Raw genomic sequence first — 11,059 nt, 5'->3', positions numbered from 1 at the left:
GGCCGCGGCAGGGCGGCGCGCGGGTCGGGCGTGAGCTGCAGCGCGCGCTCGCGCGACGCGCGCGCCCGGCCGGCGAGCCCCAGGCAGGCGGCGACGAGGAGCATCTGCACGACGGACAGCACGGCGGCCGACCGCAGGTCGAGGAACTGCGTCGTCTGCACCCAGATCTCGGTCTCGACCGTGCCGTAGCGGGCACCGCCGAGCACGAGGACGACGCCGAACGCCGTCGCGCAGAAGAGGAACACGATCGCGGCGGCCGAGGCCAGCGCCGGCGTCAGCGCGGGCAGGGTGACGTGCACGAACGCGCGCCACGGGGAGGCGCCCAGGGCGCGCGCGGCCTGCTCCGCGCGCGGGTCTGTGCCGGCCCAGAACCCCCCGACGGTCCGGACCACGACGGCGAGGTTGAAGAAGACGAGGGCGGCGACGACGGCCGCGAACGTGCCGTCCCAGCCGAGGAACGCGAGCGGTCCGGAGCCGGTGAGGACGGAGCGGAAGGCGACGCCCACGACGACGGTCGGCAGCACGAACGGCACGACGACGAACGCGCGCAGGGCCCGCCGGCCGGGGAACTCGCGCCGGTAGAGCAGGTGCGCCGCGGGCAGCCCGAGCACGAGCGCGAGCGCCGTGCCCACGACGGACTGCGCGAGCGTCAGCCCGATGATCCGCCACGTGCGCCCGCGCGAGAGCACCTGGCCGAAGCCGCCGAGGTCGAGCCCGTCGTCGCCGACGAACCCGAGGCCGAGCAGCGCGGCGACGGGGTAGGCGAAGAACAGCCCGAGGAAGAGCAGCGGGAGGCCGGCGGCCAGCCCCCAGGCCAGCCACCGGCGCGCCGCGCGCCCGCTCCCGGCGCGGGCCGGGACCACCTCAGCCCAGGACGACGTCGGTCCACTCCTGGATCCAGGCGTCCCGGTTCTCGCTGATGATCTCGGGGTCGAGCGTCAGCGGCTCCTCGGGCTGCGGCGCGAACCGGCTCCACGCCTCGGGCAGCTCGACCGAGCTGTCCACGGGGTAGACGTACATGCTCCCGGGCAGGTCGGCCTGCACCTCGGGGCTCAGCAGCCAGTCCACGACCTGCTGCGCCCCGTCGGGGTTCTCCGCCCCGGCGAGGACACCCGCGTACTCGACCTGGCGGAAGCACGTGTCGAGCAGCGCGCCCGTCGGCGCGGTGTCCGAGCCCTCGGGCACCTCGGACGGCGGCGAGGACGCGTAGCTGAGCACGAGCGGCCGGTCACCCTCGCTCGACGGCCCGGAGAAGTCGACGTAGTAGGCGTCCGACCAGCCCGACACCACCTCGACGCCGTTGGCGCGCAGCGCGGTCCAGTAGTCGACCCAGCCGTCCTCGCCGAACCGCGCGACCGTCGCGAGCAGGAAGGCGAGCCCGGGCGACGACGTCGCCGGGTTGGTGATCACGAGCAGGTCCCGGTACGCGGGGTCGGTGAGCTGCTCGAGGGTCGTCGGCTCGGGCACGCCGCGCTCGGCGAACCACTCGTGGTCGACGTTGACGCACGCGTCGCCGACGTCGACCGCGCTGAGGTGGTGCGCGTCGTCGACCGCGTAGCGCGCGACGTCCTCGCCCGCGGCGGGCGACTCGTAGGGCTCGAGCACGCCCTCGGCGATCGCGCGGCTCGCGAACGTGTTGTCGATCCCGTAGACGACGTCGCCGAGCGGCGCGTCCTTGGTGAGGATCAGCTGGTTGACGAGCGCGCCGCCGTCGCCCGGGGCCCGCAGCTCGAGCGAGAGGCCGGTCTCCTGCTCGAACGCGGCGACGACGTCGTCGCTCAGCGCGAACGAGTCGTGCGTGACCAGGACGACCGTGCCGCGGGCCGCGTCGCCCGAGCCCGCCGGCTCGGGGGCGTCGTCGGCGCCGATGGCCGAGCAGGCCGCGAGCGGCAGCAGCGCCAGGACGGCGGCCGGTGCGAGGCGCCGTCGGGCGCGGTGGGTGTGGGCGAGGGTGCTCGCCATGTCTCCTCCTCGTGGTGGCAGGAGGGGGACGCCACCCGCGGCGTCCGGGGCGCGCGCGGACGCGAGCCCTGGACGACGTGGATGACGTCTGAGACGTCCCGACTCCCTACGCCGGTATCACCCGGATCAGGTTCGAGGGTCTGCGGTCGCCCGCACTCTCAGCGTCCTGCGCCCGGTGGCCCGGGCGACGCTCCCCTGTCGTTCGAGCCGACTCTACCGCCGCGCGGACGGCCCCGGACCCGTCGCCCGCGCGCTGCCGGCCCTGCGCCTACCGCGGGCCGCTCCCGCCATCTGCCGGCCCCGGCCAACCCGTCGTCCACGGACCGCTGGCCGCCGCGCGACCTCGCCCGACCCGGCCCCTCGCGCCGCGTCCCCTGCCGCCCTGCCCCAGTTCTGGAACGGGAACGGCGCTCGGACCGCCGGATCTGTTCCAGAACCGGGTGGGACCGGATGGGGCGCGGTGGGCCGTCAGCTCGGGATCTCGGTGAGGGTGCGCTCGATCGCGGCGAGCCGGGCGTCGATGCTGTCGAGGCGGGCACTCAGCTCGCCGCCCAGCGCCTCGGCCTGGATGCGAGCGACGTCCTTGCGGCTCTGCAGGTGGCTCTGCCACGCGGTGAGCGCCACGCCGCAGATCACGCCGACGATGGCGAGCAGCGCGTACCAGGGGATGTCCATGTGTCCTCCAGGGTTCGGGCCGCGAGCGGCCGGATGGGTCGACGACGACGCGTCAGGGTTGGGTCTGCTGGTCGGTGCGTGCGATGTCGGAGAGGGCGGTGTCGAAGAGGGCGATGTCGGAGCGGGCGGTGTCGGAGGGGGCGGTGTCAGAGGGGCCGGTGTCGGACGGCGCGGTGTCGGACGGCGCGCGGTCGGACGGCGCGTCCTGGACAGGGACGACCTCGGGGTCGTCGCCGGCGACCGCACGGAGGAGCGTCGGCAGGTCGACGACGATCCGGAAGTCCTCCGCGGAGAAGACCTTGAGCGCCTTGCCGTCGGCCGAGAGCTCGTGCCGGCTCGAGACGACGCCGGCCTCCTCGAGCCGCGTCAGGTGCATGTAGAGCACCGGCCGCGAGAGGCCCACCCGGCGCGCCAGCTCGCTCACGTGCAGCGGCCCGGCGCCGAGCTCGGCGACGATCCGCAGGCGCTGCGCGCTCGCCACGGCGGAGAGGCGCGCGACCAGCCGTTCGAGCTCCTCCACGCCACCTCCGCCTCTCGACAACCGTCGACGACCACCTGTCGTAGAAACACTACACGTGTCGCACCTGCGTGACGACCCCCATCGCACCGCCCGCACCGCAACGCACCCACCCGCACCCGCACCGCACTCCGCACCGCACTGCCCGGTTCTGGAACGGAGACCGCGCTCCGCCCGCGGCATCGGTTCCAGAACCGGACGTCGGCGCGGCGGTACGCACAGGGATCGCCACGGCCGGGACACGGGACGCGTCGCTGGATACGCTCGCCGCACCGGGCCCAGCCACCTCATCGGAGGACGACCATGTCGCTCGTCGCGCAGCTCTTCACCGGAACGCATGCGGAGGCGCTGGCCCGCGCCACGGCGCTCGACGCGGGCGACGAGCCGGACGACGCGACGTCGTCGATGGACGTGTCGCTCACCCCGGTCGACCTCGAGGTGCTCGGCGAGATCGCGGCCAAGGCGGTCCGCTTCGGCAGCGGCGACCTCGAGGTCGCCGAGGTGGACCTCGAGCACGAGTACCTGTTCAAGCTCCCCGAGTACCTGTGCGAGGTGCTCGCCGCGCTCGACGACCCGGAGGACCCGGACGCCCCGGCCGACGTCGCGGAGGCGTGGGCGGCGTCGGAGGAGATGGACGCGGCGGGCCAGGACCTCCAGCCGCTCGTCCGCGAGATCACCGGGCTCGTCGCGCGCGCCGTGGAGTCCGGTCAGGACGTCTACCTCTGGCTCGAGCCCAGCTGACGGGATGACGGTCCACCGCCTGGATCGCGACGAGGCGCGTCGCATCGCGGTCCGCGCCCAGCTGCTCGACGCGCGGCGGCCGACGAACCTGCTCGCGACCGTCCGCCACCTGACCTTCCTGCAGCTCGACCCGACCGCGGCCGTCGCACCCAGCGCCGACCTGGTCGCGTGGACGCGGCTCGGGGCGGCGTACGAACCCGCGCAGCTCCAGCAGGCGCTCGACCGGGACCGCACCCTCTTCGAGTACCGCGCCACCGTGCGCCCGAGGGCCGACCTGCCCCTCTACCTGCCCGTCATGGCCGGCGCGCCGCGCTACCTGCAGGCGCGCGAGTGGCTCGAGGCGAACGCCTCCTTCCGCGACGACGTGCTCGCCCGGCTGCGCGACGCCGGCCCGCTGCTCTCGCGGGACATCCCCGACACGAGCGCCGTCGCGTGGCCGTCGACCGGCTGGACCAACAACCGCAACGTCACGCAGATGCTCGAGATCCTCGCCGGCCGCGGCGAGATCGCCATCGCGGGCCGGCGCGGGCGCCAGCGCCTGTGGGACCTCGCCGAGCGGGTCCACCCGGCCGGCGTCGTCCCGCTGCCCCCGGACGACGCGCTGCGCGAGCGCAACGCGCGTCGCCTCCGGGCACTGGGCATCGCCCGCGCCACCACGACCGCGCAGCCCGTCGAGCCGGCCGACGTCGGCGACGCCGGGGAGCCGGCGGTGGTCGACGGCGTCGCGGGCGAGTGGCGCGTGGACCCCGGGGCTGTCGCCGTGCCGTTCGAGGGCCGCACCGCGCTGCTGTCCCCGTTCGACCGCCTCGTGCACGACCGCGTGCGCGCCGAGGAGCTGTTCGACTTCGAGTACCACCTCGAGATGTACAAGCCGGCCGCGAAGCGGCGCTGGGGCTACTTCGCGCTCCCCGTGCTCCACCACGACCGCCTCGTCGGCAAGGTCGACGCGACGGCGGACCGCAAGGCGGGCGTCCTCACGGTCCACGCGGTCCACCAGGACGTCCCCTTCACGCCGACCACGGCCGACGACGTCGACGCCGAGCTCGAGGCGCTCGCCGCCTGGCAGGGTCTCCGGCTCGTGCGGTGACGCACCCGGTCACCGGGCGCTCGGCGGGCCGGTGACCTACCGTCAGCCCGTGATCGCCTTCGACGGGAGCGGCGCCGTCTTCGCGGCGATCGGCGTCGTGACCCTGATCGCGGCGGTGCTGCCGCGTGCGCTGCAGCGCGCGCCCGTCTCGATGCCCGCCGTGTTCCTCGGTGCCAGCATCCTGGCGTTCGCGGTGCTGCCCCGGCTTCCCGACCCGGACCCCGTCGAGCACCACACGATCGCGCTGCACCTGACCGAGGTCTGCGTCCTGGTCTCGCTCATGGGCGCCGGCCTGGCGATCAACCGGCCCGTCGGACGACGCGCCTGGGCCAGCACGTGGCGACTGCTCGGCATCACCATGCCCCTCTCGATCCTCGCGGCAGCACTCCTCGGCTCGTGGATGCTGGGGCTCGGACTCGCCGCCGCCGTGCTCGTCGGCGCGGCGCTCGCGCCGACCGACCCGGTCCTGGCCACGGAGGTCCAGGTCAACGAGCCGACCGCCGAGCCCGGTCAGGACGACGACGAGGCCCGGTTCGCGCTCACGTCCGAGGCCGGCCTGAACGACGGGCTCGCGTTCCCCTTCACGTACGCCGCGATCGCGATCAGCACGGCCGGGCCGGCCCTGGGCGGCTGGCTCGGCCACTGGGTGCTCGTCGACGTGCTCTGGCGGCTCGCGGTCGGCATGCTCGTCGGCGGTGCGGTGGGCTGGCTGCTCGGTCGCCTCTTCTTCTCCGGCTTCGCCCGGAGCCGGGACCTGACCCAGCACACGCAGGGCTTCGTCGCGCTCGCCGCCACGTTCCTCGCGTACGGACTCGTCGAGCTCGCCGAGGGCTACGGCTTCATCGCCGTGTTCGTGTGCGCCGTCGCCCTCCGCAACATCGAGCACGACGACGAGTACCACGCGGTGCTGCACTCGTTCGTCGAGCAGACCGAGCGCCTGCTCACCGTCGCCGTCGTCGTCCTGCTCGGCGGCGCCGTCGCGCGAGGTCTTCTCGACGACATCGGCTGGGCGGAGGTCGGCGTCGCCGCCGCGTTCCTGCTGCTGATCCGCCCGCTCGCCGGCCTCGTCGGCCTCGCGGGTGGCCGCACGGGCCGACGCGAGCGGGGCGCGATCGCCTTCTTCGGCGTGCGCGGGGTCGGCTCGCTGTTCTACGTGGCCTACGCCCTCGAGCACGGCGCGTTCGAGGCGGAGGCGGAGCGGCTGTGGGCGATCGCGGGGCTCGTCGTCGTGGGCTCGATCGTGCTGCACGGGGTCGCGGCCACGCCCGTGATGGCGCACCTCGACCGCACGCGCGCGCGCCGAGCGGCGCAGGGCGACGGCGACGTCGCCCACACGGCCGTCTGAGCGACCGGCGCCCTGGGCGACTTCCGGAACGGATCCGACGTCCCGGCGTCGCATCCGTTCCAGAACCGCGTCGGAGCCGGGCCGGGCGCCGTCGCGGGCGGGGCCCGGCCCCACTAGCGTGGCTCCCACGACCGATCACCACAGGAGGACGTGTGCGCGAGGCCCAGAAGGAGACGATGGTCGCGAAGGCGGCCGGTCTGGCGATCGCGCTGGGCGCCGCCTGGCTGGCGAACCAGGTCATCGACCGCGGTTGGAACGCCGTCCTCGGCCACAAGCCGCCGAAGGCCGAGAACCCCGGGGACGCGCGCTTCGGCGAGATCCTCGCCGCCGCCGCGATCACCGGCGCGATCGTCTCGCTCTCGCGCGTGTTCGCGACCCGCGGCGCGGCGAAGCTCATCAAGTAGCCCGACGGAGCGCCGCCGGGCTGCGCACCGCCCTCAGTCGCGGTCGCGCTCCTTCTCGCGCTCGGCGGCCTCCATGTCGCGCGTCAGCTCGTCGACGACGAGCAGCTCCTTGCGCACCTTGCCCGTGCGGTAGCCGGCCCGCGCCACCATGTGCGCGGCGACGGGCGACGTCAGCATCTGGAACAGCACGACGAGCACGAGCATCCACACGACGTGGCCGTCCCGGAGCCGCAGGCCCAGGCCGGTCATCAGCAGGATGAGCCCGAGCACCTGCGGCTTCGCGGCCGTGTGCATGCGCGCCAGGAGGTCGGGGAACCGGACGAGACCCACGCCGGCCGCGAAGGCGAGGAAGGCTCCGCCCAGCAGGCACAGCGCCGAGAGGACGTCGGCCACGGCGTCGAGCGTCATGACACCTCCCCCTGGGCGAGACCGCCGTGGTGCTCCTCGTCGGTCGAGGCACGCTGAGCCGCGTCGGCCTCGATGCGCTCGTTCTCGAGCGCGGCGAGCTCGTCGCGCGTGAGGATGCGGCCCTCGCCCTCGGCCTCGACCGCGACGAACCGCGCCACGGTCACGGAGGCGACGAAGCCGACCAGCGCGACGGCGACGAGGATCGGGACCGTGTCGATGCGCCGCGACCAGGCGGCCTCGAGCGCGATCGCGCCGACGAGCGCACCCGTGAGGATGTCGAGCGCGAGCGCCCGGTCGAGGACGCTCGGACCCTTCTCCGCCCGGACCAGCGCGAGGATCGCGGTGGCGCCCAGCAGCGCGCCGGCGAGCAGGATGACGACGTTCACCGGCGACCTCCCGAGGCGGCGGACTGCACCATGGCCGGCAGCGGCCGGCGCGGCAGGCCAACCTGCTCGAGCTCCTCGTCGGACGCGAGCGCGCGGAGGATGCGCGCCTCGGTGTCCAGCACGTGCTGCCGCGCCGCGTCGACGCCGCCGGCCAGGCCGACGTCGAGCACGTGGACGTAGAGCATCCCCGAGATCCGGTGCGCCTCGACGACGACGGAGTTCGGCACGAGCGAGCAGAGCTGCGCGGTGAGCGTGAGGTACAGGTCGGAGTGGCTGCGGAGCTGGACCGCCAGCACGGCGCTCTGCGCGCGGCGGCGGGGGTTGAGCGCCAGCAGGGCCACCTGCGTGCTCGCGACGACGAGGTCGACGGCGAACCGGTACATCAGGAACAGGAGCGACAGGACGTGGATCCGGCCGTGGAAGTCGACCTTCGGCATGCGCAGGCTGCGCACGGCGAGGACCGCGATCGCGAGACCCGCGAGGACGTTCGCGACCGACAGGTCGCCCCACAGCAGGACCCACACGCTGGTGAGCCAGACGACGGCGAGCAGCGGGAACCCGAGGGACCGTCGCCGCGGGTGCAGGCTCATCCGTCCCCCTCGCGGTTGTCGTCCTGGGCGCCGTCGTCGCGCACGTCGCCCGAGACCTCCGCGGGCGCCTCGCCGGCGGCGTCGGCGTCCTCTGCGACCTCCGCGGACTGACCCTCGCCCCGCGCGCCGTCCGGCAGCACCGCGGTGACGTACTGGACGGGGTCACGCAGCGTCGCGGCCGCGCGCTCGGTGTACGCGAACAGCGGTCCGGCCACGACCGTGAGGCCGACGCCGAGCACCACGAGCGCCCCCGCGGGCCCGACCATGCCCGCGGGCAGCCGGGTCGCGGGCGGGGCCGCGGGCGCCGTCTGCCAGAACGCCTTGTTCCACGCCTTGACGATCGCGTAGAGCGTCAGCAGGGACGTGACCACCGCGCCGGTCACGAGCGCGTAGGCGAGCGGTGTGCCCATCTGCACGCCCGCCTGGAGCAGGCCCGCCTTGCCGAGGAAGCCTGAGAGCGGCGGGATGCCCGCGAGGTTCATCGCGGGGATGAAGAAGAGCACCGCGAGCACGGGCGCGAGCTTCGCGAGGCCGCCGAGGTCGTCGAGCGACGTCGAGCCGCCCCGTCGCTCCACGAGGCCGACGACGAGGAAGAGCGCCGTCTGCACGGTGATGTGGTGGGCCACGTAGAAGATCGCCGAGGCCAGGCCCAGCTCGGTCGACATCGCGATGCCGAAGATCATGTAGCCGATGTGGCTGACGAGCGTGAAGGACACCAGACGCTTGATGTCGTTCTGCGCGACGGCGCCGAGGATGCCCACGACCATCGTCGCGAGGGCTACCCACATGAGCAGGTCGTCCGCCCTGCCGTCGGGGAACAGCAGCGTCTGCGTCCGGATCACGGCGTACACGCCGACCTTGGTGAGCAGGCCGGCGAACACGGCCGTGACGGGCGCGGGAGCGGTCGGGTAGGAGTCGGGCAGCCACGCGGACAGCGGGAAGACGGCGGCCTTGATGCCGAACGCGAGGAGCAGCAGCAGCTGCAGCGCGAGCTGGACCGCCGGGTCCACGTCGGGCAGGCGCTCGGCCAGCTGCGCGAGGTTCACCGTGCCCGTGGCCGCGTACACGAGCGCGATCGCGAGCAGGAAGATGATCGACGACGTCAGCGAGACGACGACGTAGATGGTGCCCGCGCGGATGCGCTCGCCCGTGCCGCCGAGCGTGATGAGCACGTAGGACGCGGCGAGCAGGATCTCGAAGCCGACGTACAGGTTGAACAGGTCACCCGAGAGGAAGGCGTTCGCGACGCCCGCCGTGAGCACGAGGTACGTGGGGTGGAAGATCGCGATCGGCGTCTCGGCGTCGCCGTCCTCGACGCCCTGCGCGAGCGAGTACAGGAGCACGCACAGCGTGACCGCGGACGACACGGTGAGCATGAGCGTCGAGAGGCGGTCGGCCACGAGGTCGATGCCGACGGGCGCCGCCCAGCCGCCGACGTCGAGCACGAGCGGCCCCTCGTCCGCGGCCACGAGCAGCACGACCGACGAGATGAGCACGACCGAGAGCGCCACGACGCTGATGACGCCCTGGGCGCGGCCGTGCCGCCACAGCGCAAGCGCGAGGCCGGCCGCGAAGAGCGGCACGACGACGGGCAGCGGGACGACCCAGGTGAGGTCGGTGAGCGTCATCGGCCCTCACCGCCGCTGCGGTTCGCGCGGCCGGCCGCCGCGGCCTCGTCGAGCGTCGCGTGCAGGGGGCCGCCCGCGGCGCCCTGGTCGACCGGACCGGTCTCGTCGCGCACCAGGGCGGCGTCCTCGTCGAGCGTCGTCGTGACGTCGGCGTCGGCGTCCTCGAACGCCGCCTGGTCGGCGGCCGCGCGGCGCGCGATCCGCCGGTCCTCGAGGTCGTCCTGCACCTCGTCGTGCCGGTTGAGCTGCCACGAGCGGTACGCCATCGCGAGGAGGAACGCCGTCATGCCCAGCGTGATGACGATGGCGGTCAGCACCATCGCCTGGGGCAGGGGGTCGCTCATCGCGTCCTCGTCGGTCTGGCCGATGATCGGTGCGCCACCCGCCTTGCCGCCCGCGACGAGGAACAGCAGGTTCACCGCGTTGCCCAGGATGATCACGCCGAGCAGGACGCGCGACAGGCTCCGCTCGAGCAGCAGGTACACGCCCACGGTGACGAGGACGACGATCGTGGCGACGAGCGCGAGGCTCGGGCTCGTGTCGATCACGGGGTCCCTCCCGTCCGGACGGTCTGCGACGCGAGCGACGCGGTCTCGGCGGCGAGGCCGTGGACCTGCGGCGCCACGGGCAGCTCGTCGGAGACCTCGGCCGTGCCCGCCTCCTCGCCGTGCCGGTCGATCTCCGCGCCGAGGCTGCGGAGGATGTCGAGCACCAGGCCGATGACGACGAGGAACACCCCCAGGTCGAAGAAGAGCGAGGTCACGAGCTTCACGTGCCCGAGCAGGACGACGTCGAACTCGATGATCACGCTCTGCAGCACGGACCCGCCCGCGAGGATCGCGACGAGCCCCACACCGGCGGAGAGGAACAGCCCCGTGCCGAGGAGGAGACCCGGGTGGACGGGCGCGGCCTCGCCGAGCTCGTACCGGCCGCCCGCGAGGTACCGGACGATCAGCGCGATCCCGACGACGAGTCCCGCCGCGAAGCCGCCGCCGGGCGCGTTGTGGCCCGAGAACAGCAGGAAGACCGCGAACACGATCATGGAGTGGAAGAGGAGGCGCGTCGTGATCTCGAGGATCACGGAGCGCCGCTGCGGCGCGAGCGTACGGCCGCCGCGCAGCCACTCGCGCTGCCGCCCCGCGCCGAGCGCGGGCGCGCGCGGGCCGCGGCGCGGTGCGGTGCGCGTGGCGTCCTCGGGCCCGGCCTCGGGCGTCGCGTCGTCGGGCGCCGCGTCGGCAGGCGGAGCGTCGTCGTGCGCCACGTCGTCGGTCGCGGCGTCGTCCGACGTGAGGCCGGCCGTGCCGTCCGCGTCCTCG

General features: G+C 74.1%; 14 protein-coding genes and 1 riboswitch. Of the genes, 4 read left to right on the top strand and 10 right to left on the bottom strand.

The window, feature by feature from the left end; translation table 11 throughout:
• The 4 genes from ICW40_RS17200 to ICW40_RS17185 form a co-directional block, all read right to left on the bottom strand.
• Positions 1-863 (bottom strand): ABC transporter permease (locus ICW40_RS17200; protein ID WP_221655232.1); only part of this gene is annotated, 863 nt, incomplete at its 3' end.
• 1 nt (position 864) lies between these two features.
• Positions 865-1,962 carry a thiamine ABC transporter substrate-binding protein gene (locus ICW40_RS17195; protein ID WP_221655231.1) on the bottom strand — a complete coding sequence of 366 codons (1,098 nt, stop codon included), beginning with the start codon at positions 1,960-1,962 and terminating at the stop codon, positions 865-867.
• Positions 1,963-2,048: 86 nt separating this feature from the next.
• Positions 2,049-2,169: riboswitch (TPP riboswitch) on the bottom strand.
• Positions 2,170-2,430: 261 nt separating this feature from the next.
• A complete protein-coding gene (locus tag ICW40_RS17190) occupies positions 2,431-2,637 on the bottom strand; it encodes a hypothetical protein (RefSeq protein ID WP_221655230.1) in 207 nt (68 codons plus the stop codon).
• Positions 2,638-2,689: 52 nt separating this feature from the next.
• On the bottom strand, positions 2,690-3,157 hold the full coding sequence (locus tag ICW40_RS17185) for an ArsR/SmtB family transcription factor (protein WP_308121886.1): 468 nt from the start codon (positions 3,155-3,157) through the stop codon (positions 2,690-2,692).
• Between the two features lie 300 nt (positions 3,158-3,457).
• On the opposite strand from ICW40_RS17185, the gene ICW40_RS17180 reads away from it, so the two are divergent.
• From ICW40_RS17180 to ICW40_RS17165, 4 genes are all read left to right on the top strand, one after another.
• Positions 3,458-3,895: a hypothetical protein gene (locus ICW40_RS17180; RefSeq protein WP_221655228.1), complete on the top strand. Its 438-nt coding sequence runs from the start codon at positions 3,458-3,460 to the stop codon at positions 3,893-3,895.
• Positions 3,896-3,899: 4 nt separating this feature from the next.
• On the top strand, positions 3,900-4,982 hold the full coding sequence (locus tag ICW40_RS17175) for a DNA glycosylase AlkZ-like family protein (RefSeq protein WP_221655227.1): 1,083 nt from the start codon (positions 3,900-3,902) through the stop codon (positions 4,980-4,982).
• Positions 4,983-5,031: 49 nt separating this feature from the next.
• Positions 5,032-6,327 carry a cation:proton antiporter gene (locus tag ICW40_RS17170; protein ID WP_221655226.1) on the top strand — a complete coding sequence of 432 codons (1,296 nt, stop codon included), beginning with the start codon at positions 5,032-5,034 and terminating at the stop codon, positions 6,325-6,327.
• 152 nt (positions 6,328-6,479) lie between these two features.
• Positions 6,480-6,731 carry a DUF4235 domain-containing protein gene (locus tag ICW40_RS17165; RefSeq protein WP_308121885.1) on the top strand — a complete coding sequence of 84 codons (252 nt, stop codon included), beginning with the start codon at positions 6,480-6,482 and terminating at the stop codon, positions 6,729-6,731.
• Positions 6,732-6,764: 33 nt separating this feature from the next.
• Here ICW40_RS17165 and mnhG read toward each other — a convergent pair whose 3' ends face one another.
• The 6 genes from mnhG to ICW40_RS17135 form a co-directional block, all read right to left on the bottom strand.
• Positions 6,765-7,139, bottom strand: a complete 375-nt coding sequence (mnhG, locus tag ICW40_RS17160) for a monovalent cation/H(+) antiporter subunit G (RefSeq protein ID WP_221655225.1) — start codon at positions 7,137-7,139, stop codon at positions 6,765-6,767.
• Positions 7,136-7,525, bottom strand: coding sequence for a monovalent cation/H+ antiporter complex subunit F (locus ICW40_RS17155; RefSeq protein WP_221655224.1), 390 nt, complete (start codon positions 7,523-7,525; stop codon positions 7,136-7,138). The genes mnhG and ICW40_RS17155 overlap by 4 nt, the downstream gene beginning before the upstream one ends.
• On the bottom strand, positions 7,522-8,115 hold the full coding sequence (locus ICW40_RS17150; protein WP_221655223.1) for a Na+/H+ antiporter subunit E: 594 nt from the start codon (positions 8,113-8,115) through the stop codon (positions 7,522-7,524). Before ICW40_RS17150 ends, ICW40_RS17155 begins: the two co-directional genes overlap by 4 nt.
• Positions 8,112-9,743, bottom strand: a complete 1,632-nt coding sequence (locus ICW40_RS17145; RefSeq protein ID WP_221655222.1) for a Na+/H+ antiporter subunit D — start codon at positions 9,741-9,743, stop codon at positions 8,112-8,114. Before ICW40_RS17145 ends, ICW40_RS17150 begins: the two co-directional genes overlap by 4 nt.
• On the bottom strand, positions 9,740-10,291 hold the full coding sequence (locus ICW40_RS17140) for a Na(+)/H(+) antiporter subunit C (protein WP_221655221.1): 552 nt from the start codon (positions 10,289-10,291) through the stop codon (positions 9,740-9,742). The genes ICW40_RS17145 and ICW40_RS17140 overlap by 4 nt, the downstream gene beginning before the upstream one ends.
• The coding region (locus ICW40_RS17135; protein WP_308121884.1) for an MnhB domain-containing protein at positions 10,288-11,059 on the bottom strand (772 nt) is incomplete at its 5' end. The genes ICW40_RS17135 and ICW40_RS17140, both read right to left, overlap by 4 nt.

It is taken from the genome of Actinotalea ferrariae (genome assembly GCF_019733465.1).
GTDB classification, from domain to species: domain Bacteria; phylum Actinomycetota; class Actinomycetes; order Actinomycetales; family Cellulomonadaceae; genus Actinotalea; species Actinotalea ferrariae_A.
This window is presented reverse-complemented; position numbering and strand designations above follow the sequence as displayed.

Bases quoted from the DNA above. Each gene is read 5' to 3' on its own strand.
- ICW40_RS17195 (WP_221655231.1), bottom strand. From the start codon at position 1,962: ATGGCGAGCACCCTCGCCCACACCCACCGCGCCCGACGGCGCCTCGCA.
- ICW40_RS17190 (WP_221655230.1), bottom strand. From the start codon at position 2,637: ATGGACATCCCCTGGTACGCGCTGCTCGCCATCGTCGGCGTGATCTGC.
- ICW40_RS17180 (WP_221655228.1), top strand. From the start codon at position 3,458: ATGTCGCTCGTCGCGCAGCTCTTCACCGGAACGCATGCGGAGGCGCTG.
- ICW40_RS17175 (WP_221655227.1), top strand. From the start codon at position 3,900: ATGACGGTCCACCGCCTGGATCGCGACGAGGCGCGTCGCATCGCGGTC.
- mnhG (WP_221655225.1), bottom strand. From the start codon at position 7,139: ATGACGCTCGACGCCGTGGCCGACGTCCTCTCGGCGCTGTGCCTGCTG.
- ICW40_RS17150 (WP_221655223.1), bottom strand. From the start codon at position 8,115: ATGAGCCTGCACCCGCGGCGACGGTCCCTCGGGTTCCCGCTGCTCGCC.
- ICW40_RS17145 (WP_221655222.1), bottom strand. From the start codon at position 9,743: ATGACGCTCACCGACCTCACCTGGGTCGTCCCGCTGCCCGTCGTCGTG.